The 21,564-nt window shown below is 68.3% G+C and carries 14 protein-coding genes and 1 pseudogene; 9 read left to right on the forward strand and 6 right to left on the reverse strand.

What is annotated here, in order from left to right; genetic code table 11:
* Positions 1-224: 224 nt before the first annotated feature.
* The gene (locus EBH09_RS28075; protein ID WP_121749733.1) at positions 225-1,499 is read right to left on the reverse strand and encodes an APC family permease; all 1,275 of its coding nucleotides are present in this window, start codon (positions 1,497-1,499) and stop codon (positions 225-227) included.
* 127 nt (positions 1,500-1,626) lie between these two features.
* Here EBH09_RS28075 and EBH09_RS28080 point away from each other — a divergent pair.
* Positions 1,627-1,983: pseudogene (locus EBH09_RS28080) on the forward strand (arsenical-resistance protein); the annotation flags it as partial.
* Positions 1,984-2,013: 30 nt separating this feature from the next.
* Here the strand turns inward: EBH09_RS28080 and EBH09_RS28085 are convergent.
* From EBH09_RS28085 to EBH09_RS28095, 3 genes are all read right to left on the reverse strand, one after another.
* Entirely contained in the window at positions 2,014-2,733 is a 720-nt protein-coding gene (locus tag EBH09_RS28085; protein WP_121749734.1) for a hypothetical protein, read from the reverse strand.
* 131 nt (positions 2,734-2,864) lie between these two features.
* Positions 2,865-4,394, reverse strand: coding sequence for a UDP-N-acetylglucosamine 1-carboxyvinyltransferase (locus tag EBH09_RS28090; RefSeq protein WP_121749735.1), 1,530 nt, complete (start codon positions 4,392-4,394; stop codon positions 2,865-2,867).
* A gap of 75 nt (positions 4,395-4,469) precedes the next feature.
* Positions 4,470-4,667 carry a DUF4236 domain-containing protein gene (locus EBH09_RS28095; RefSeq protein ID WP_121749736.1) on the reverse strand — a complete coding sequence of 66 codons (198 nt, stop codon included), beginning with the start codon at positions 4,665-4,667 and terminating at the stop codon, positions 4,470-4,472.
* Between the two features lie 318 nt (positions 4,668-4,985).
* On the opposite strand from EBH09_RS28095, the gene acnA reads away from it, so the two are divergent.
* Complete coding sequence (acnA, locus tag EBH09_RS28100; RefSeq protein ID WP_121749737.1) at positions 4,986-7,703, forward strand: aconitate hydratase AcnA; 2,718 nt, start codon at positions 4,986-4,988, stop codon at positions 7,701-7,703.
* A gap of 84 nt (positions 7,704-7,787) precedes the next feature.
* Here the strand turns inward: acnA and EBH09_RS28105 are convergent, their stop codons facing one another.
* Positions 7,788-8,723: a VCBS repeat-containing protein gene (locus EBH09_RS28105; protein ID WP_238697459.1), complete on the reverse strand. Its 936-nt coding sequence runs from the start codon at positions 8,721-8,723 to the stop codon at positions 7,788-7,790.
* Between the two features lie 231 nt (positions 8,724-8,954).
* Complete coding sequence (locus EBH09_RS28110; RefSeq protein WP_121749739.1) at positions 8,955-12,761, reverse strand: GH92 family glycosyl hydrolase; 3,807 nt, start codon at positions 12,759-12,761, stop codon at positions 8,955-8,957.
* 453 nt (positions 12,762-13,214) lie between these two features.
* On the opposite strand from EBH09_RS28110, the gene ngcE reads away from it, so the two are divergent.
* The 7 genes from ngcE (at position 13,215) to EBH09_RS28145 (ending at position 21,488) form a co-directional block, all read left to right on the forward strand.
* Positions 13,215-14,663: an N-acetylglucosamine/diacetylchitobiose ABC transporter substrate-binding protein gene (ngcE, locus tag EBH09_RS28115; protein ID WP_121749740.1), complete on the forward strand. Its 1,449-nt coding sequence runs from the start codon at positions 13,215-13,217 to the stop codon at positions 14,661-14,663.
* An 85-nt stretch (positions 14,664-14,748) separates the two neighbouring features.
* Positions 14,749-15,675, forward strand: coding sequence for a sugar ABC transporter permease (locus EBH09_RS28120; protein WP_121749741.1), 927 nt, complete (start codon positions 14,749-14,751; stop codon positions 15,673-15,675).
* Positions 15,676-15,679: 4 nt separating this feature from the next.
* Positions 15,680-16,603: a carbohydrate ABC transporter permease gene (locus tag EBH09_RS28125; RefSeq protein ID WP_121749742.1), complete on the forward strand. Its 924-nt coding sequence runs from the start codon at positions 15,680-15,682 to the stop codon at positions 16,601-16,603.
* A gap of 194 nt (positions 16,604-16,797) precedes the next feature.
* Entirely contained in the window at positions 16,798-18,009 is a 1,212-nt protein-coding gene (locus EBH09_RS28130; RefSeq protein WP_121749743.1) for an ROK family transcriptional regulator, read from the forward strand.
* Between the two features lie 133 nt (positions 18,010-18,142).
* Positions 18,143-19,246, forward strand: a complete 1,104-nt coding sequence (locus EBH09_RS28135) for a substrate-binding domain-containing protein (RefSeq protein WP_193776729.1) — start codon at positions 18,143-18,145, stop codon at positions 19,244-19,246.
* Positions 19,247-19,407: 161 nt separating this feature from the next.
* A complete protein-coding gene (locus tag EBH09_RS28140) occupies positions 19,408-20,199 on the forward strand; it encodes an ATP-binding cassette domain-containing protein (protein WP_055419686.1) in 792 nt (263 codons plus the stop codon).
* Positions 20,196-21,488 (forward strand): sugar ABC transporter permease, encoded by a 1,293-nt coding sequence (locus tag EBH09_RS28145; RefSeq protein ID WP_121749745.1) that lies wholly within the window; start codon positions 20,196-20,198, stop codon positions 21,486-21,488. Before EBH09_RS28140 ends, EBH09_RS28145 begins: the two co-directional genes overlap by 4 nt.
* Positions 21,489-21,564 lie beyond the last annotated feature (76 nt).

The raw sequence follows: 21,564 nt of genomic DNA on the forward strand, positions 1-21,564 counted from the left end.
GCCGTCAGCCGTCAGCCGTCAGCCGTCAGCCGTCAGCCGTCAGCCGTCAGCCGTCAGCCGTCAGCCGTCAGCCGTCAGCCGTCAGCCGGCTGTCCGGCAGCCGCCCGTCCGACCGTCGTCAGCCGCGCCTGTCCGGCCGCAGGTCCGACCGGCTGTGACGGCCGTCAGCGCCCGCCGCCGGCGCGGGGACTCGGCCGCGCCGCGTCCGTAGGGGTGAGCTGTGTCTACGGCCTGCGGGCGGCGATCGACCGGCGTACCCAGTAGGCGGCGCCACCGGCCACCAGCACCGCGGCCCCGGAGACGACCGAGGCCGACGGCAGGGCGAAGGCCAGTACCAGGCAGCCGATCAGACCCACAGCGGGGACCAGGCGGTGCGGGCGGCCCTCGCCGGGGCCGAGGGTCCAGGCGGAGGCATTGGCGACGGCGTAGTAGGCCAGCACGCCGAAGGAGGAGAACCCGATCGCGTCGCGTACGTCCGCCGTCGCCGCGACCACGGCCACTACGGCGCCGACTGCCAACTCGGCACGGTGCGGCACCTTGAACCTCGGGTGGACCGCGGTGAGCACGTGCGGCAGGTGCCGGTCGCGGGCCATGGCCAAGGTGGTGCGGGACACGCCGAGGACCAGCGCGAGCAGCGAACCGAGTGCCGCGACGGCGGCGCCGGCCCGTACGACGGGCGCGAGCCAGCCGACGCCCGCGGCCGCTGCCGCGTCCGACAGCGGCGCCGTGGCGTCCGCGAGTCCCTCGGTGCCGAGCACTGTCACAACGGCCATGGCGACGAGGACGTAGACGACCAGGGTGATGCCGAGTGCGAGCGGGATCGCCCGGGGGATGGTGCGGGCGGGGTCGCGGACCTCTTCGCCGAGCGTGGCGATGCGCGCGTACCCGGCGAAGGCGAAGAACAGCAGGCCCGCCGCCTGGAGCACCCCGCCGAAGGAGGCGTCCGAGCCGATGTGCAACCGCCCGGCGTCGGACGCGCCGGAGGTGAGGGCGGCGACGGCCACGGCGGCGAGCACGGCGAGGACGAAGGCGACGATCGCGCGCGTGAGGAGGGCGGACTTCTGTACCCCCGTGTAGTTCACGGCCGTCAGCGCCACCACCGCCGCGACCGCGACCGCGTGCGCCTGGCCGGGCCACACGTACGAGCCGACCGTGAGTGCCATCGCCGCGCAGGAGGCGGTCTTGCCGACGACGAAAGCCCAGCCGGCCAGGTAGCCCCAGAAGTCGCCCAGGCGTTCACGGCCGTAGACGTACGTGCCTCCGGAGGCCGGATAGCGGGCGGCCAGCCGGGCGGAGGACGTCGCGTTGCAGTACGCGACCACGGCGGCCAGGGCCAGACCCAGCAGCAGACCGGACCCGGCCGCCCGAGCCGCGGGAGCGAGCGCGGCGAAGATCCCCGCGCCGATCATCGAACCGAGGCCGATCACCACGGCGTCGGGCACGCCGAGCCTGCGCCGCAACTCGTCCGGCAGACCGGTGGCGGTCGATGGCTCGCTCATGGTCACACTCCTCGACGCCGAGGCCCGCATCTTACGGGCCCCGATATCGGGAGACGATATATGAGTCCCCGAGGGAGCCCCAGAGCCGCAGGCCGCACGTTCCTCGGGAAAGTCCTCGACCTCGCCGGCCTGGATCTTCCTGCCGGACCTGCCCGAGTACCGCACCGGCCTGATCGTCGTCGGTCCGGTCCGCCGCATCGCCATGGTCATCATCTGGAGCGGCCTCGCGTGCGGTGACCGCGAGGCCGCCGCCGTCCTGGTCGCCCTCAACTCGGTCTTCCAGGTCATCGCGTGCGGGCTGCTCGGCTGGTTCTACCTCGACCTGCTGCCCCAGCGGCTCGGCCTCGGTGACGGACGGGGCCTCGACGTGTCCGTGTGGAAGATCGCGCTCAACGTCATCGTCCTCCTCGGCATCCCGCTCCCCGCCGGGTTGCACTCCCGCCGCCTCGGCGAGGAGAGGATGGGCCGCGAAGGCTACGAGCGGTAGTTCCTGCCGAAGATCCGGCCCTGGCCCTCAGTGTTCACGAAGCTCAGCGGTCTTCCGCGGATCGTCCGCCAGGATGCCGTCCGCGAACTGCCGTACCTGCTCCTCCACGGACCGATCGCGGGTGACGAACAGCTCGTACCCGTAGGAACATGAACGTTCCCCCGGTGCCCGGACCTGGTGGAACTCCACATCGACGCCCTCGGGACTGGTCAGCTCCTCGGGAACGCCGGGCTCCTCGCGTCGTGGGCGGACACTCGTCAGGACACAGCCCCACTGCTCGAACCAGCCGCTGCGCGCGAGGGTCTGCTCGAGCAGCCGGGCGATGGTGTCCACCGGCTCCTCCCAACTGCGGTCCGCCGCGGCCCGCGCGAGTTCGGCGTCGTACTGGGCAGCACTGAAGTGGACGTCCGCGGGCAAGGCGGTGATATCGCTGGTGTTCTCCCAGGCGTCCCAGATCACCCGGTCACCCTCGCGGCGCATGGTGACGTACAGGGCGCCGCAGCAGCCGGCGGTGCAGGTCGGCTCGGTGATTTTGACCCTGCGCGGTTCCTCCGTGACCGCCAGCGGCCAGCTCTCGGCCGGGCCCGTCCAGTGTCGGCAACTGAGTGCCAGCCCTTCCGGGTGGACTTCCCTCAGTACGTCCACGCCGTCGATCAGAGGACGCACCTCGGCCCAGGGGTCCACAGCCCAGTCGTCCGGAATCCTGTGCCGCAGAGTCAAGTTACTGATCGCCAACTGATCGGTCACACTCACATGATCGGCTGACACCGCGCCGCCGCACACTCATTTTCCGGGGGAGAAGTCCCACAGGCAGAACCGAACCCCCTCCTGGCTCGCATCGCGCGGGTTCAGGAGGGGCTTGTCGGTTCCGAAGCCGTTCAGATGTCCCGGAAGATCTCGATCTGCGCTCCGATCGAGTTCAGCCGCTCGGCCAGGTCCTCGTAACCCCGGTTGATGACGTACACGTTGCGCAGTACCGACGTGCCCTCGGCCGCCATCATCGCCAGCAGGACCACCACGGCGGGGCGCAGGGCGGGCGGGCACATCATCTCGGCGGCGCGCCAGCGGGTGGGGCCCTCGACCAGGACGCGGTGCGGGTCCAGGAGCTGGAGGCGGCCGCCGAGGCGGTTCAGGTCGGTGAGGTAGATGGCGCGGTTGTCGTAGACCCAGTCGTGGATGAGGGTCTGGCCCTGCGCCGAGGCCGCGATGGCCGCGAAGAAGGGGACGTTGTCGATGTTGAGGCCGGGGAAGGGCATCGGGTGGATCTTGTCGATCGGCGCCTCCAGCTTGGACGGCCGGACGGTCAGGTCCACCAACCGCGTACGGCCGTTGTCGGCGAAGTACTCCGGGGTGCGGTCGTGGTCGAGGCCCATCTCCTCCAGGACCGCCAGCTCGATCTCCAGAAACTCGATGGGGACGCGGCGGACCGTCAGCTCCGACTCCGTCACCACGGCGGCGGCCAGCAGACTCATCGCCTCGACCGGGTCCTCGGAGGGGGAGTAGTCCACGTCGGCGTCGATGACCGGCATGCCGTGCACGGTGAGGGTGGTGGTGCCGATGCCTTCGACGCGGACGCCCAGGGCCTCCAGGAAGAAGCACAGGTCCTGGACCATGTAGTTGGAGGAGGCGTTGCGGATGACCGTGACGCCGTCGTGGCGCGCGGCGGCCAGAAGGGCGTTCTCGGTGACCGTGTCGCCGCGCTCGGTCAGCACGATCGGGCGGTCGGGGCGGACGGTGCGGTCGACCGTCGCGTGGTAGTGGCCTTCGGTCGCGGCGACGTCCAGACCGAAGCGGCGCAGCGCGATCATGTGCGGCTCGATGGTGCGGGTGCCGAGGTCGCAGCCGCCGGCGTAGGGCAGCCGGAAGCGGTCCATGCGGTGCAGCAGCGGGCCGAGGAACATGATGATGGAGCGGGTGCGGACGGCGGCCTCGGCGTCGATGGCCTCCATGTCCAGCTCGGCCGGCGGCACGATCTCCAGGTCGGTGCCGTCGTTGATCCAGCGGGTGCGTACGCCGATGGAGTTCAGCACCTCCAGGAGGCGGTAGACCTCCTCGATGCGGGCGACCCGGCGCAGCACCGTGCGCCCCTTGTTGAGCAGCGAGGCGCACAGCAGGGCCACGCAGGCGTTCTTGCTGGTCTTGACGTCGATGGCGCCGGAGAGGCGCCGGCCGCCGACCACACGCAGGTGCATCGGACCCGAGTAGCCGAGAGAGACGATCTCGCTGTCCAGCGCTTCGCCGATGCGAGCGATCATCTCAAGGCTGATGTTCTGGTTGCCGCGCTCGATGCGGTTGACGGCACTCTGACTGGTGTTGAGCGCCTCCGCCAGCTGTGACTGTGTCCAGCCGCGGTGCTGCCGGGCGTCACGGATGAGCTTGCCGATGCGTACGAGGTAGTCGTCTGCCATGAGGTTGAGGCTATCTCACATATGAGATGGCGCCTGTCGGGGGGTCCGTTGGGGTGACGGGCCGTCAACGTCGCCTCAATGATGCCTGGTCGAACGGGTGCGCCGCCATCCGAAAGGTCCGGGCAAATCCATCGATGTCGTACGACGTCCCGTGCTGCTGCGGGTGTGGCGGGGGCCGTTCCCGCCGCCGGTCGTGATGGACCAGGAACGTTTGTTGATGTTCAGTCGTACTCCGGGGAGGATCCGGAAGCTCTTGCGGAACGTGAGGGGCATCGTGCCTCCTTCCGAGTCGCGCCGGGATGTTCCCGGCGCAAGTCGGATACCCCCGTTCTGCGTAGTGATGGCCGCGCGGGTCACTCGGGGCGGGTGCGGGGTGGGGCGTACGCCACACCGCGCCCGGGCATGACCAGCTCGCCCCCATGTACTAGAGTTATCTCGACATCGAGATATCTGCCGAGGCGCACCGCAGTCGCACGCCGCTATCGGGCCTGGTGGTAAGGGCTACCTAACTTAGCCCAACCTTAGCGGATCGGCCAGGGCGGCATGGCGGCAGGATGCGGTGGTACGCGCACATAAATGAAGGAGACTGTCGTGTCGGCGAACAGCTTCGACGCCCGCAGCACACTGCAGGTGGGCGACGAGTCTTACGAGATCTTCCGGCTGGACAAGGTCGAGGGCTCCGCGCGCCTTCCCTACAGCCTGAAGGTGCTGCTGGAGAACCTCCTCCGCACCGAGGACGGCGCGAACATCACCGCCGACCACATCCGCGCCCTCGGCGGCTGGGACTCGCAGGCCCAGCCGTCGCAGGAGATCCAGTTCACGCCGGCCCGCGTGATCATGCAGGACTTCACCGGCGTGCCCTGTGTCGTCGACCTCGCCACCATGCGTGAGGCCGTCAAGGAGCTGGGCGGCGACGCCGCGAAGATCAACCCGCTGGCGCCGGCCGAGCTGGTCATCGACCACTCCGTCATCGCCGACAAGTTCGGCACCAACGACGCCTTCAAGCAGAACGTCGACCTGGAGTACGGCCGCAACAAGGAGCGCTACCAGTTCCTGCGCTGGGGCCAGACCGCCTTCGACGAGTTCAAGGTCGTCCCGCCCGGCACCGGCATCGTCCACCAGGTGAACATCGAGCACCTGGCCCGCGTCGTCATGACCCGTGACGGCAAGGCCTACCCGGACACCCTGGTCGGCACCGACTCGCACACCACCATGGTCAACGGCCTCGGCGTCCTCGGCTGGGGTGTCGGCGGCATCGAGGCCGAGGCCGCGATGCTCGGCCAGCCGGTCTCCATGCTGATCCCGCGCGTCGTCGGCTTCAAGCTGACCGGCGAGCTGACGCCCGGCACCACCGCCACCGACCTGGTGCTCACCATCACCGAGATGCTGCGCAAGCACGGCGTCGTCGGCAAGTTCGTCGAGTTCTACGGCGAGGGCGTCGCCGCCACGTCGCTGGCCAACCGCGCCACCATCGGCAACATGTCGCCGGAGTTCGGCTCCACCGCCGCGATCTTCCCGATCGACGACGAGACGCTGAACTACATGCGCCTGACCGGCCGCAGCGACCAGCAGGTCGCGCTCGTCGAGGCGTACGCCAAGCAGCAGGGCCTCTGGCTGGACCCGAAGGCCGAGCCGGACTTCTCCGAGAAGCTGGAGCTCGACCTGTCGACGGTCGTCCCCTCCATCGCCGGCCCGAAGCGCCCGCAGGACCGCATCGTCCTCGCGAACGCCGCCGAGCAGTTCAAGCAGGACGTCCGCAACTACGTGGACAGCGTCGACGAGGCGGGCCAGGAGTCCTTCCCGGCCTCCGACGCCCCGGCCGTCGCCCCCAACGGCGCCCCGAGCAACCCGGTCCCGGTCACCGCCCCCGACGGCACCACCTACGAGCTGGACCACGGTGCGGTGACGGTCGCGGCCATCACCTCCTGCACCAACACCTCCAACCCGTACGTCATGGTCGCCGCCGCCCTGGTGGCCAAGAAGGCGGTGGAGAAGGGGCTGACCCGCAAGCCGTGGGTCAAGACCACCCTCGCCCCGGGCTCCAAGGTCGTCACCGACTACTTCGAGAAGGCGGGCCTGACCCCGTACCTCGACAAGGTCGGCTTCAACCTCGTCGGCTACGGCTGCACCACCTGCATCGGCAACTCCGGCCCGCTGCCGGACGAGGTCTCCAAGGCCGTCAACGACCACGACCTCGCCGTCACCTCGGTGCTCTCCGGCAACCGCAACTTCGAGGGCCGGATCAACCCCGACGTCAAGATGAACTACCTGGCGTCCCCGCCGCTGGTCGTCGCGTACGCCCTCGCGGGCTCCATGAAGGTGGACATCACCAAGGACGCCCTGGGCGCCGACCAGGACGGCAACCCGGTCTACCTGAAGGACATCTGGCCGACCGAGGCCGAGGTCAACGAGGTCGTCGCCAGCGCCATCGGCGAGGACATGTTCACCAAGTCCTACAGCGACGTCTTCGCGGGCGACGCCCAGTGGCAGGCGCTGCCGATCCCGACCGGCGACACCTTCGAGTGGGACGCCGAGTCCACCTACGTGCGCAAGCCCCCGTACTTCGAGGGCATGGGCATGGAGCCGGCCCCGGTCGAGGACATCTCCGGCGCCCGGGTGCTCGCCAAGCTCGGCGACTCGGTCACCACCGACCACATCTCCCCGGCCGGCGCGATCAAGGCCGACACCCCGGCCGGCAAGTACCTGACGGAGCACGGCGTCGAGCGCCGCGACTTCAACAGCTACGGCTCGCGCCGCGGCAACCACGAGATCATGATCCGCGGCACGTTCGCCAACATCCGCCTGCGCAACCAGATCGCGCCGGGCACCGAGGGCGGCTACACCCGCGACTTCACCCAGGACGGCGGTCCGGTGTCGTTCATCTACGACGCCTCCCGCAACTACATCGAGCAGAACATCCCGCTCGTCGTCCTGGCCGGCAAGGAGTACGGCTCCGGCTCGTCCCGCGACTGGGCCGCCAAGGGCACCGCGCTCCTCGGAGTCAAGGCCGTCATCGCCGAGTCCTACGAGCGCATCCACCGCTCGAACCTCATCGGCATGGGCGTCCTGCCGCTCCAGTTCCCGGAGGGCCAGACGGCCGGCTCCCTCGGCCTGACCGGCGAGGAGGCCTTCTCCGTCTCCGGCGTCACCGAACTGAACGACGGCACCACCCCGCGCACGGTGAAGGTCACCACCGACACCGGTGTCGAGTTCGACGCGGTCGTCCGCATCGACACCCCCGGTGAGGCGGACTACTACCGCAACGGCGGCATTCTGCAGTACGTGCTGCGCAGCCTGATCCGCAAGTAGGCGGCGGCGCACAACGGTTGAGGGCCGCACTCCCGGATCACCGGGGGTGCGGCCCTCGTTCGTGCCTACGGCGAGACGTACGGTCTAGAACAGGATGCGGTACGTGTTCCAGCCGCCGCTGCCGATCTTCACGCGGGACTTGTACGGGGACGCGGCGTTGCCGGTGCCCTTGTACAGGTACAGCGCGCCGTTCTTCTCGCGCGCGACCAGGTCCGTGATGCCGTCGATGTCGATGTCGCCGACGGACACGATGTTGTTGTACGCGTTCCAGCCCCCACCGATCCGGGAGCGGGACGTGAACGGCGCCTTGTAGTTGCCGGTGCCCTTGTAGAGCCACAGCACACCGGAGCTGTCCTTGGCGACGATGTCGTCCTTGCCGTCACCCGTCAGGTCGCCCTGGCCGGCGATGTGCGTGTAGGCGTTCCAGCCGCCGCCGACCCTGTAGCGCTGGGTCAGCTTGCCGTTGCCGTAGCCCAGGTACAGGTACAGCACGCCGGACTTGTCCCGGGCGAGCAGGTCGTCGGCGCCGGCGCCGCCGAGGTCGCCGGCGGAGAGCAGACGGTCGTAGATGTTCCAACCGTTGCCCACGAGCTGCTGGAAGTCGTCACCCCACGCCGTGTAGCTGAGCTGGTTGCCGGTGACGTCCCAGATACCGTCCGAGGAGCCGTCGTCGTCGTGGTCGACCTGCGTGATGAAGCGGGAGTTCTGCCAGCCGGAGCCGCTCCAGATCCGCTCGGAGTCAAGTCCGCCCTCGAAGTTGGGCAGGTAGGCCCACAGTTCGCCGCCGGCGTCCATGCCGTACAGCGCGTTGACCGGGGCGTACTCGTCCTCGGCGGCGCCTGCGCCGAACTTCGACGCGTCCGACGGCTTCACGTCGACAGGTGCCTCGGAGGCGGAGCGCCCGGGGTTGTCCGCGGCGACGGCGCTGCCCGCACCGGTCGCCACCAGGGCGGCGGTGAGCGCCGCAGCCGTGGCACGCGCCAGGGCGCGACGCGTGTTCAGGCCGGAGCTTTTGGCCACGTGGGTCCTCCATTTGGTCATGCGGAGGGGATCGCGGACAGGTAAGTCCGGCTGATCCCCGGGTACTTCGTGATCCTTACACATGACGTTCACGCGTCAATCAGATTTACGACGGGGGACAGGAGCGGTACAGAAGAGGTACACAAGCGCAACGTGGGGCGTACAACCTTTTGCGGGGTACGCCGGTCACCCGGCGTACCCCGCACCGTCATTCCACGGTCACGCTCACCCTCACGCCAGCAGTTCCACCTCCGCCAGCGTGTGCTCACCGTCGAGAACCAGCCGGTACTTCGCGTAAGTCCCCGGCGACTTCACCGAGAACGCCCGGGTCTGCCGGTCCCAGGCGAAGGACTCGCCCGAGCGCTCGTCCAGCGTCCGCCAGGTCGTGCCGTCGGCCGAACCCTGGAGCTTCCAGCCCTCCGGGGCCTTCGCGCCGTCCGCCGGCGATGTCAGCGTGTACTGGAGGGCCTTGGCGCCCTTCTGGGACACCGGCAGGTCCACCGACGTCACGGCTGCCCCGGTCGCCGACGTGTCGTCGAACAGGGCGCCGTCGCCCTCGATCGCGTCCGCGCGCGGGGTCGGCACCTCGTCGTCCTTGGTGATCGACACCGGTGCCGCGTTCTTGCCGGTGCCCCACGAGGAGGGCTTCGAGCCCATGTCGAACTCCAGGACGCCGCCCTTCGCGATCAGCGAGTGGGGGAGCGAAGTCGAGTTCCAGCGCTTGCCGTTGACCTTCAGGCCCTGCACGTAGACGTTCTTCGTGCTGTTCTTCGGTGCCTTGACGACCAGCTTTCGGCCGTTCTCCAGCTCGACGGTCGCCTTGGTGAACAGCGGGGAGCCGATGGCGTACTCGCCGCTGCCCATCACCAGCGGGTAGAAGCCGAGGGCGGAGAAGAGGAACCAGGCCGACTGCTCGCCGTTGTCCTCGTCACCGTGGTATCCCTGCCCGATGTCGCTGCCCGTGTACAGGCGGGAGAGCACCTCGCGGACGTTCTTCTGCGTCTTGTGGGGCTGCCCGGCCGCGTCGTACATGTACAGGGCGTGGTGGGCGACCTGGTTGGAGTGCCCGTACATGCCCATGCGGACGTCCCGCGCCTCGGTCATCTCGTGGATGACACCGCCGTAGGAGCCCTTGAACTCCGGGGAGGCCGTCTCCGGGGTGGCGAGGTACTCGTCGAGCTTGTCGCCGAGGCCGTCCCGGCCGCCGTACAGGTTGGCCAGGCCCCGGCTGTCCTGCGGGGCGGTGAAGGCGTAGCCCCAGCCGTTGGTCTCCGTGTAGTCGTAGCCCCACACGCGCGGGTCGTACTTCTCGGAGTCCACGCGCCAGTCGCCCGCCAGGTCCTTGCCCTGGAAGAAGCCGGCCTCGGGGTCGAACATGTTGACGTAGTCCTGGGCGCGGTTGAGGAAGTACGCCGACTCCTCCTTGTACCGCTTCTCGCCCGTCTCCTTGTAGAGCTTCTCGCCCATCTTGGCGATGCCGTAGTCGTTGAGGTAGCCCTCCAGCGCCCACGACATGCCCTCGTGCGTCTCGGTGCTGGTGTAACCGAGGAAGGGCGAGGTCGCCATGCCCTTGCGGCCCACGCCCGAGGACGGGGGCACGACGGTGGCGTTCTTGACGGCCGCGTCGTACGCCGCCCTCGCGTCGAAGTCGACGCCCTTGACGTAGGCGTCGGCGAACGCCACGTCGGAGGAGGTGCCGGTCATCAGGTCCGCGTAGCCCGGGGAGGACCAGCGCGAGGTCCAGCCGCCGTCCTTGTAGTGCTGTACGAAGCCGTCGACCAGCTCACCCGCCTTGGACGGGGTCAGGAAGGAGTACGCGGGCCAGGTGGTCCGGTACGTGTCCCAGAAGCCGTTGTTGACGTAGACCTTGCCGTCGACGACCTTGGCGCCGGTCTCCGTCGGGGTGTCCTCCTTGACCGCCTTGGAGAACGGGGAGGCGTACTTGTACTTTCCGTCCACCTTCTCGTGGCCCGCGTTCGGGTAGAGGTAGAGCCGGTAGAGGCTGGAGTACAGGGTGGTCAGCTGGTCCTGTGTGGCGCCTTCGACCTCGACCTTGCCGAGGATTCTGTCCCACTGCTTCTGGGCGTCGCGCTTGACCTTGTCGAAGGAGGCACGCTTCGGGATCTCCTGGCGCAGGTTGTCCTTCGCCTGGTCGACGCTGATCAGCGAGGTCGCGATGCGCAGGGTCACGGTGCGGTCCTTGCCCGCGTCGAAGCGCAGGTGGCCCTTGACGCCGCTGGAGTCGCCGCCGGTGACCTCGGAGTCGAACTCGCCGTGCACGAAGAGGCGGGTGGCGCCCGTGGACAGCCCGGACTTGACGTCCGAGTAGCCGCTGAAGGTGCCGTTCTCCTTGTCCAGGGTCAGGCCGGCCTTGTCCTCGACGTTGTCGAAGATGACGCTCGCGTCGTCACCGGGGTAGGTGAAGCGCATCATCGCGGCGTGGTCGGTCGGCGCCATCTCGGCCTTCAGGCCGTTCTCGAACCGCACTCCGTAGTAGTACGGCCGGGCGGTCTCGTTCTCGTGCCGGAAGGCCAGCTCGCGTTCCTCGCGGCCGGTGTCCGGGGTGCCGGAGGCGGCGGACGGCATCACCTGGAAGGTCTGCCGGTCGCCCATCCACGGGCTCGGCTCGTGACTGGCGCCGAACGCCTGGAGCGTCGGCAGGTTGTCCGCGTTGTTGCCGCGCGCGTATTCGTACAGCCAGCTCAGCGAACCGGCGTTGGTCACCGGCGTCCAGAAGTTGAAGCCGTGCGGTACGGCGGTCGCGGGGAAGTTGTTGCCGCGGGAGAAGCTGCCGCTGGAGTTGGTGCCCCGGGTGGTCAGCGCGTAGTCGGAGAGGTGGGCCTTCGGCCGCTCCGGCTTCGCGCGCTCGATGGCCACGTCGTCCAGCCAGCCGCGGAACTTCGCCGGGCCCTTGGGGGAGTCGTACGCCACCAGGATCCGGTCGACGGTCTTGCCGGCCGCGACCGACCCGATCCCCGACTTCACGCTGTTCCACTGGTTGACGTAGAGGATCTTGGCGTCGCCCTGGCCGCGCGGCGTCAGCGGGAAGCCGTGCTGGTCCGTCGCCTTGAGGTCGCTCAGGTAGGTGCCGTCGGTGAAGGCGAGGTCGACGGAGACGTTCGTGGCGTCGTAGTCGAGGTCGCCGTCCGCCATCGACGGGAAGATCTTGTACGACAGTTCCGTGCGGCGGTCGACCTTCACATCGACGTCGAAGACCTTGTTGTAGGAGTAGGCCCGGCCGTCCGCGGTGTGCCGGCCGGCGTACTTGAGGGCCCGCGCGCCGGTGAAGCCGGCGCCCGCCTTGGCGGTCGGCGAGCCGCTCGGGCCGCGGTCGACGAGGGAGAGCATGTCCTCGGGGACGGGGGTGTCGGTGGCGGCGGTGGCCAGCTGGACGTCGGCGAGCTGGAGCACGTCGCCGGCGCCGTTGTTCCTGGTGATCTCCAGCCGGAAGTGCCGGAACTCGGCGGCCTCGGCGAGGTCGTACGTCTTCGTCTGGAACCGCTCGTCGAAGGACTCCCCGGAGCGGGTGTCCAGCGACTGCCAGCTCTCGCCGTCGGCCGAGCCCTTCAGCGTCCAGTCCACCGGGTCGCGTTCGTCGTGGTCGTTGGCCGAAGTGAGCGCGTATTTGGCGATCTTCGCCGGTTCGTCCAGATCGAACTCGACCCAGCCGGTCTTCTCGAAGGTCAGCCACTTGGTGCCCGGCTCGCCGTCGACGAGGTTCTCCTTCACCTCCCCGCCGCCCGTGTTCTCGGCGCTGGCCCGCACATCGGTGACGTGGCCGGTCACGTTGCCCGGTATGCCGGTGCTGTAGCCGCCGTCCACGCCCGCGGACCGCTTGCCGCCGTCCGGGCCCGTGTCCACGGTGCTGAGCCAGTCCGGAACCGGGTCGTCCGCCTCGAACGACGAAGCGAACTCCCGGTCGGTCTTGGCGGGCGCGGCGGGCAGCGCGACCGCCGCACCCTGCGAACCCACCGCCAAAGCGAGGGCGGTCGTCATCACGACCGCCGAACCCCATCTGTGCCGAACTCCGTACTGCATGCCCTGGCCACCCTCCCTGCGCTGGGGACAACGTTGTCAACTCAACTGCGCAAGGACCAGTAGGGGTCAAGTGGCATGTGATGTCAAGGGTGTTGGATGTGGCGTTCGGGGCTTATGCCGGGGATTCTTCCGGCAAGTGGCACACAGGCCGCTCATATTTCCGGGAGGTCTCAACTCGGAAAAGACGTACCGCCAACCTTGCATTCGATCTTGCTCAGCTGGCGGGAAGTGGACTATACCTGTCGGCCATTGGGGGGAACCGGGGGGAACCGCGAAAAGGGACCGCCAGAGCGCCCGAACAGCAGTGTTCACACAGCTGTACCCGCACGCAGTACCGACATGAAGTACCCGCAGCAGTATCGGCATTTCCTGCACGACCCAGCGTGACCCGATCGCGGTGCCGGGGAGGATCCGGTTCACCGCCTGAGTCCTGGAGAAGGCGAGGACTTGAGCATGGGATTCACTTCCGCCGAGAACAACGGTAAAGGCGTCGGCCGCCGCGATCTGATCAAGCGGTCCGCCGCGCTCGGCCTGATCTCCGTACCGACCATGAGTTTCCTCTCCGCCTGCGCGAGCGGCGGCGGGGACGACCAGGAGAAGGCCGAGGCGGGCAAGAAGTCCGCCGAGAACCCGCTCGCGGTCAACGACAGCGCCCAGATGGAGTTCGTCCTCTTCGACGGAGGCTTCGGCAAGGAGTACGCCGAGGACGCCGTGAAGCTGTACGAGAAGGCCTTCCCGAAGGCCAAGGTGAAGTTCTCCGCCACCCAGAAGATCCAGTCCACCCTGCAGCCGCGCTTCAACGGCGGCAACCCGCCCGACCTCGTCGACAACTCCGGCGCCGAGCAGATGGACATGGGCGTCCTGGTCGGCAAGAAGCAGCTCACCGACCTCACCCCGCTGCTGGACGCCCCGTCCTACGACGACCCGAACAAGAAGGTCCGCGACACGCTGCGCCCCGGCATCGTGGAGATGGGCCAGTTCGACGGGGACCCGGTCTGGATCCTGTACTACGCCTACACGGTGTACGGCAACTGGTACTCGCAGAAGGCCCTGGACTCCCTCGACGCGGAGTACCCCAAGACCTGGGACGAGATGCTCGCGGTCTGCGCGAAGGCCAAGAAGAAGGGCATGGCCGGCTGGACGTACGCGGGCAAGTACCCGTACTACATCCCCTTCTCGATGTCCCCGATGATCGCCAAGGTCGGCGGCGTCGAGGTACTGAACGCCATCGACAACCTGGAGCCGAACGCCTGGAAGCACCCGGCGGTCAAGACGGTCTTCGAGGCCTGGTACGAGCTCTACAAGAAGGGTTACATCCTCAAGGGCACCCCGGGCCTGGACCACATCCAGTCGCAGACCGCCTGGGCCAAGGGCGACGCCCTGTTCATCCCCAACGGCTCCTGGGTGGAGAACGAGTCGGCCAAGGTCATCCCCGCGGACTTCGGGCTCGCCGTCTCCGCCCCGCCCGGCATCGACGACTCCGACAAGATGCCCTTCGGCACCATGTGGGCCTCCGGCGGCGAACCCTTCATCGTCCCGGCGAAGGCGGCCAACGGTGCCGGCGGCATGGAGCAACTGCGCATCATGCTCAGCGAGGCCTCCTCGAAGAACTTCACCAGCAAGGTGAAGTCGCTGAGCGCCTACAACGGCGGCACCGACGGCATCGAGCTGACCCCGGGGCTCAAGTCCGGCGTCGCGGCGCTGGAGCTGGCCGGCGAGAACGTGGTCAACCCGCGTATGCAGGACTGGTACGTGCAGCTCCAGAAGGAGAAGATCGGCGTCTCCTGCCTGGGCGAGATGATGGCCGGCCGGCTCACCCCGGCCGAGACCATCAAGAAGATCCAGGGCTACGCCGACGACGCCGCCAAGGACTCGTCGATCAAGCACTACAAGCACCAGTGAGGACGCGTCACCAGGGCCTGTCCGGCGCCACCGCGCCGGGCGGGCCCTGGCGGCGCCACCCGCGCGCAGATCGGGGTCGGTAGCAATGCAGCACGGCAAGTACCGGTTCATCGTGGGGTTCCTGGCGGTTCCCCTGGGGCTGTACGCGCTCTTCGTCATCTGGCCGTTCATCCAGTCCATCTACTACTCGTTCACGGACTGGACGGGCCTGAGTCCCGAGTTCTCGATGGTCGGCTTCGACAACTACTCGCGGATGCTCGACGACGACATCTTCTGGAAGTCGTTGCAGCACAGCGTGATGTTCGCCCTGCTGGTGCCGCTGGTCACCCTCGGCCTGGCGCTCTTCTTCGCCTTCATGATCAATGTGGGCGGACGCCGCCGCCGGGGCGGCCCGGCGATCACGGGGGTCCGCGGCTCGGGCTTCTACAAGATCGTCTACTTCTTCCCGCAGGTGCTCTCCATCGCGATCGTCGCCCTGCTCTTCCAGTTCGCGTACAACCCGGACAGCGGCGCGATCAACTCCCTGCTGCGCGGCATCGGCCTCGACTCCGTCCAGCCGCTGTGGCTCGGTGACCCGAACATCGCCCTGTGGTGCGTGATGGCGGTGCTCGTCTGGTCCACCGTCGGCTTCTTCGTGGTCCTCTTCTCCGCGGGCATGGCCTCCATCCCGGCGGAGCTGTACGAGGCCGCGCTGCTGGACGGGGCCAACCGCGCCACCACCTTCTTCAAGGTCACCCTGCCGCTGCTGTGGGACACCGTGCAGTCGGGCTGGGTCTACATGGGCATCCTCGCGCTCGGAGCCGAGTCGTTCGCGGTCGTGCAGATCATGACGACCGGGCCCGGCGGACCCGACTACTCGACCACCGTGATGGTCCTGTACGTGTACCAGAAGGCGTTCCGGGACGGTCAGGCCGCCTACGCCACCACCATCGGCGTCGCCCTGCTCGTCGTCACGCTGGCCTTCGCCGCCCTCGTGATGCGACTGGGCCGGCGCGAGCGGCTGGAGTACTGATCAGATGAAGACGACCGAGACCCCCGCCCCCGTACCGGCCGAGTCCGGCGCGCCCGTCCGCAAGGGCGACGCACCGCCCAGCGGGCCCCGCAAGGGGAAGAAGGAGGGCACCACCCTCAACGTCTTCTCCCACGGCGTGCTCGTGATCTGGGCGATCATGGTCGGCATGCCGCTGGTGTGGGCGGTGATGACCTCCTTCAAGGACGACGCCGCCATCTTCGGCTCGCCCTGGTCGCTCCCCGACAAGCTGAACTTCGACAACTGGTCGCGGGCCTGGTCCCAGGCCCACATGAGCGACTACTTCCTCAACACCGTCATGGTGGTGGGCGGCTCGCTGGTCGGCACCCTGGTGCTGGGTTCCATGGCGGCCTATGTACTGGCACGGTTCGACTTTCCGGGCAACCGGTTCATCTATTACTTGTTCATCGCCGGCATGAGTTTCCCGATCATGCTCGCGCTGGTCCCGTTGTTCTACGTGGTGGACAACATGGGGATGCTGAACACCATCCACGGGCTGATCCTGGTCTACATCGCCTATTCACTGCCCTTCACGGTGTTCTTCCTGACCGGGTTCTTCCGCACCCTGCCCAGTTCGGTGGCGGAGGCCGCGTTCGTGGACGGGGCCTCGCACACCAGGACGTTCTTCCAGGTCATGCTGCCGATGGCCAAACCGGGCCTGATCAGCGTGGGGATCTTCAACTTCCTGGGGCAGTGGAACCAGTACATGCTGCCGACCGTGCTGAACACGGACCCGGACAAGCACGTCCTCACCCAGGGCCTGGTGCAGCTGGCGGTCAGCCAGGGCTACAAGGGCGACTGGTCGGGCCTGTTCGCGGGCCTGGTGATGGCGATGCTGCCCGTCCTGGCCGCGTACATCATCTTCCAGCGCCAGGTGGTCCAGGGGCTCACGGCGGGCGCCCTGAAGTAGCGCTCCCGCCCGCCGCGCATGCCGCTCCCGTACGAACGGGGGCGGCATGCGCGTATGTGTGCGGTTGTGTGTGCCGGACACCCGGATGCGGTTCAACCTCTTGACGGGAGGGGACCCGAACGGCTCAGCTTAGAGTTCACTAGTTGGACATGGAAGGGGCCTCATCGAAGCGGCCCCTCGCGCAGGAGGTCGTCGTGGAGACTCCCGGGTCGCAGTCGTCGCTGCACCGAGCCAACCTGGAACGGGTCGTACGAGCGGTACGGCTCGCCGGGTCGCTCACGCAGGCGGAGATCGCGAGGACGACGGGCCTGTCCGCGGCGACGGTCTCGAACATCGTGAGGGAACTGAAGGACGGCGGAACGGTCGAGGTCACGCCCACCTCGGCGGGCGGCCGCCGGGCCCGCAGCGTCTCGCTGAGCGGGGACGCCGGCATCGTCATCGGCGTGGACTTCGGGCACACGCATCTGCGGGTCGCGGTCGGGAACCTCGCCCACCAGGTACTCGCCGAGGAGTCCGAGCCGCTGGACGTCGACGCGTCCTCGGCGCAGGGCTTCGACCGGGCGGAGCAGCTGGTCGACCGGCTGATCGCGGCGACCGGCATCGACCGCGCGAAGATCGCCGGAGTGGGCCTCGGCGTGCCCGGCCCGATCGACGTGGAGTCCGGGACGCTGGGCTCGACCGCCATCCTGCCCGGCTGGGGCGGCACCCGGCCCGCCGAGGAGCTGCGGGGGCGGCTCGGCGTGCCGGTGCACGTGGACAACGACGCCAACCTGGGCGCCCTGGGCGAGCTGGTCTGGGGCAGCGGCCGGGGGGTGCGGGACCTGGCGTACATCAAGGTCGCCAGCGGCGTCGGCGCGGGCCTGGTGATCAACGGCAAGATCTACCGCGGTCCCGGCGGCACGGCGGGCGAAATCGGGCATATCACACTCGACGAAGCCGGCCCCGTCTGCCGCTGCGGAAACCGGGGCTGCCTGGAGACCTTCGCCGCCGCACGCTACGTGCTCCCGTTGCTCCAGCCGAGCCACGGCACCGACCTGACGATGGAAGGCGTCGTGCGGCTGGCGAGGGACGGCGACCCGGGCTGCCGTCGGGTGATCGCCGACGTCGGCCGCCACATCGGCAGTGGAGTCGCCAACCTCTGCAACCTGCTCAACCCGAGCCGCGTCGTCCTCGGCGGCGATCTCGCCGAGGCCGGTGAGCTGGTGCTCGGCCCGATCCGGGAGTCCGTCGGCCGCTACGCGATCCCCAGCGCGGCACGTCAACTCTCCGTGCTTCCCGGGGCACTTGGGGGGCGTGCGGAGGTGCTCGGGGCGCTCGCCCTCGCCCTCAGCGAGATGGGCGATTCAACCCTTTTGGACGGAAGTGCTACCGGCGCTCTGTCGGCGGCCACCCCTGCCTTCACTTAGAGCACGGATGGCACCGTTGTCATCTCGTTAAGGATTTACTTCTTGACGTCGCACGTGTGGCCGAGTTGACTTCCAGCCACCTCGGCCGCAACGACGCGGCCTCGTCAGGGAGGTTAGTGAAGTGAACACGCGTATGCGTCGTGCCGCCGTTGCCGTTGTCACCACCGCGATGGCGGTCTCGCTCGCCGCTTGCGGCAGCGCCGCGGAGTCCGACGGGAACAGCGACTCCTCGGGCTCCGCCGAGAAGAAGGGCGACGACATCAAGGTCGGTCTGCTCCTTCCGGAGAACCAGACCGCGCGCTACGAGAAGTTCGACAAGCCCTTGATCGAGAAGAAGGTCAAGGAGCTCACGAACAACAAGGGCGAGGTCGTCTACGCCAACGCCAAGCAGGACGCCACGCTGCAGGCGCAGCAGGTCGACACGATGATCACCAACAAGGTCGACGTGCTGATCGTGGACGCGGTGGACTCCAAGGCCATCGCCGGCTCGATCACCAAGGCGGAGCAGGCCGACATCCCGGTCGTCGCCTACGACCGCCTGGCCGAGGGCCCGATCGACGCCTACACCTCGTTCGACAACGTCACCGTCGGCAAGACGCAGGGTGAGGCCCTCCTGAAGGCGCTGGGCGACAAGGCCAAGGACGGCCAGATCGTCATGATGAACGGGTCCTCCACCGACCCGAACGCCGCCCAGTTCAAGGACGGCGCGATGTCCGTCCTCAAGGGCAAGGTGAACATCGGCCGCTCCTACGACACCAAGGAGTGGAAGCCGGAGAACGCCAACTCCAACATGCAGGCCGCCATCTCGGCGCTCGGCAAGGACAAGATCATCGGCGTCTACTCCGCCAACGACGGCATGGCGGGCGGCATCATCACCGCCCTCAAGCGCGCGGGCATCGCCGACATCCCGGTCACCGGCCAGGACGCCGAACTCGCGGGCGTGCAGCGCATCGTCACCGGTGAGCAGTACATGAGCGTCTACAAGTCCTACCCGCAGGAGGCCGCGGTCGCCGGTGAGATGGCCGTCGCCCTCGCCCAGGGCAAGTCGCTCGACTCCATCGCCAAGGACAAGGCCGACAGCGCCACCACCAAGGGCATCCCGACGACGCTGGTCCCGGTCGTCTCGCTGACCACGGACAACATCAAGGAGACCGTCATCAAGGAGGGCTTCTACACGATCGACGAGATCTGTGGAGGCAAGTACAAGGCGGCGTGCGACAAGATCGGTCTCAAGTAAGCAGCCCCGCCTCCCGTACCGCCTGAGCGCGTACGGGACCGGCTGCACGCAGCTTCCTCCGGCGCCCCGCGTCACCAGCCCCGCAAGCTAGGCGGGGCGCCGGACGGAACCCCCCCAGAAAACTTCTGCACAACCTCCCGCCGGGTCAGGCGGCGAAGGAGATGGTTCACGTGTCCGCTACGCCCGTGCTGGCGTTGCGCGGGGTCTCCAAGCGATTCGGTGCCGTCCAGGCGCTCACCGACGTAGAGCTTGAGGTCCACGCCGGTGAGGTGGTCGCCCTGGTCGGCGACAACGGAGCCGGAAAGTCCACGCTGGTCAAGACGATCGCCGGCGTGCACCCCATCGATGAGGGCTCCATCGAATGGGACGGCAAGGCCGTCTCGATCAACAGGCCGCACGACGCCCAGAACCTGGGCATCGCGACCGTCTACCAGGACCTCGCGCTGTGCGACAACATCGACGTGGTCGGCAACCTCTACCTGGGCCGCGAGATCATCAAGCGCGGCGTCCTGGACGAGGTGGAGATGGAGCGCCGCTCCCGCGAGCTGCTGGACACGCTGTCCATCCGCATCCCCAGCGTCCGCATCCCGATCGCCTCGCTCTCCGGCGGTCAGCGCCAGGTCGTGGCGATCGCCCGGTCGATGCTCGGTGAGCCCAAGCTGGTCATTCTCGACGAGCCCACCGCGGCCCTCGGTGTCGAGCAGACCGCACAGGTCCTCGACCTCGTGGAGCGGCTGCGCGAGCGCGGTCACGCCGTCATCCTCATCAGCCACAACATGGCCGATGTGAAGGCGGTGGCCGACAAGGTCGCCGTCCTGCGCCTCGGGCGCAACAACGGCGTCTTCGAGGTCAAGTCGACCTCGCAGGAAGAGATCATCTCCGCCATCACGGGCGCCACGGAGAACGCCGTGACCCGTCGTGCGGCGCGCACCAATGGGGAGATCAAGAAGTGAGCATCGACAAGACCTCCACACCCGCCGAGGACCACGCGGTGGAGAACCCCGACGCCGCCTCCGCCGCGGCCACCGCGGTAGACCCGCGGCTGCTGGTCCGCGAGCAGGGCTTCGCGGGCTACCTGGGCGAGTTCAAGCGGAAGATGAAGGCCGGCGACCTCGGGTCCATCCCGGTCGTCGTCGGTCTGCTGGTCATCTGGGCCATCTTCACCAGCCTGAACTCCAACTTCCTCACCGCGGGCAACTTCTCCGACATGTCCGTCGCCATGGTCGGCACGGGCATGATCGCGGTCGGTATCGTCTTCGTCCTGCTGCTCGGCGAGATCGACTTGTCCGTCGGTTCGGTCAGCGGTGTCGCGGGCGCCACCTTCGCGGTGCTGAACATCACGCACGGGATGAACGAGGTGCTGGCCCTCGTGCTGGCCATCCTCACCGGCACGGTGGCCGGCGCCATCCACGGCTTCTTCTTCGCCCGCATCGGCGTCCCGGCCTTCGCCGTGACGCTCGCCGGACTCCTGTTCTGGCAGGGCTTCATGCTGCAGATCCTGGGCAGCAACGGCACCATCAACCTGAACTCCGACGGCATCGTCGTCAAGCTGACCAGCTACTACTTCAGCGATGTGGCCGCCGCCTACGGCCTGGCGATCGTCGTGACCGCGGGGTACTTCCTCTCCGCGTTCTTCGACAACCGCCGCCGCGAGGCCGCGGGCGTGCCGTCCCGGCCGCTGAACGAGATCATCGTCCGCACGGTGCTGCTCGCGATCCTGGCCTTCGTCGTGGCGATCGTCTTCAACCAGTACAAGGGCCTGCCGCTGGCCGTGGTGATCTTCCTCGCGTTCCTGCTGCTCACGGACTTCGTGCTGCGCCGCACCGCCTACGGCCGCAAGGTCTTCGCGCTCGGCGGCAGCGTCGAGGCGTCCCGCCGTGCCGGTATCAACGTGGAACTGGTCCGGATCTCGGTCTTCGCGATCGCCGGCACCTTCGCCGCGATCGGCGGTCTCTTCGTCGCGTCGAAGATCGCCTCCGCCAACCAGGGCGCGGGCACCGGTGAGTTCCTGATGAACGTCATCGCCGCGGCCGTGATCGGCGGCACGTCCCTCTTCGGCGGCCGCGGCCGCACCTGGGACGCGCTGCTCGGTGTGATGGTCATCGTGTCGATCCAGTACGGCCTCGCCCTGGAGGGCATCGCCTCGCCGGTCCAGTACATGATCACCGGTGGCGTGCTGCTGGCGACCGTCGTCATCGACGCGGTCACCCGCAAGACCCAGAAGACGGCGGGGCGCGCGTAGGGGGTGTCGTCAGGATCAGGCCGGCTCCGGGGCACGGTGCCTTCGCAGCGGCCCCGCGACCCGGCAAGATCCGAAC

Source organism: Streptomyces sp. E2N166 (genome assembly GCF_003671715.1).
GTDB classification, from domain to species: domain Bacteria; phylum Actinomycetota; class Actinomycetes; order Streptomycetales; family Streptomycetaceae; genus Streptomyces; species Streptomyces thinghirensis.

Excerpts from the sequence above, each read along its gene's own strand:
- EBH09_RS28075 (WP_121749733.1), bottom strand. The coding sequence starts at position 1,499 with ATGAGCGAGCCATCGACCGCCACCGGTCTGCCGGACGAGTTGCGGCGC.
- EBH09_RS28090 (WP_121749735.1), bottom strand. The coding sequence starts at position 4,394 with ATGGCAGACGACTACCTCGTACGCATCGGCAAGCTCATCCGTGACGCC.
- EBH09_RS28095 (WP_121749736.1), bottom strand. The coding sequence starts at position 4,667 with ATGCCCCTCACGTTCCGCAAGAGCTTCCGGATCCTCCCCGGAGTACGA.
- EBH09_RS28110 (WP_121749739.1), bottom strand. The coding sequence starts at position 12,761 with ATGCAGTACGGAGTTCGGCACAGATGGGGTTCGGCGGTCGTGATGACG.
- ngcE (WP_121749740.1), top strand. The coding sequence starts at position 13,215 with ATGGGATTCACTTCCGCCGAGAACAACGGTAAAGGCGTCGGCCGCCGC.
- EBH09_RS28120 (WP_121749741.1), top strand. The coding sequence starts at position 14,749 with ATGCAGCACGGCAAGTACCGGTTCATCGTGGGGTTCCTGGCGGTTCCC.
- EBH09_RS28125 (WP_121749742.1), top strand. The coding sequence starts at position 15,680 with ATGAAGACGACCGAGACCCCCGCCCCCGTACCGGCCGAGTCCGGCGCG.
- EBH09_RS28135 (WP_193776729.1), top strand. The coding sequence starts at position 18,143 with ATGCGTCGTGCCGCCGTTGCCGTTGTCACCACCGCGATGGCGGTCTCG.
- EBH09_RS28140 (WP_055419686.1), top strand. The coding sequence starts at position 19,408 with ATGGTTCACGTGTCCGCTACGCCCGTGCTGGCGTTGCGCGGGGTCTCC.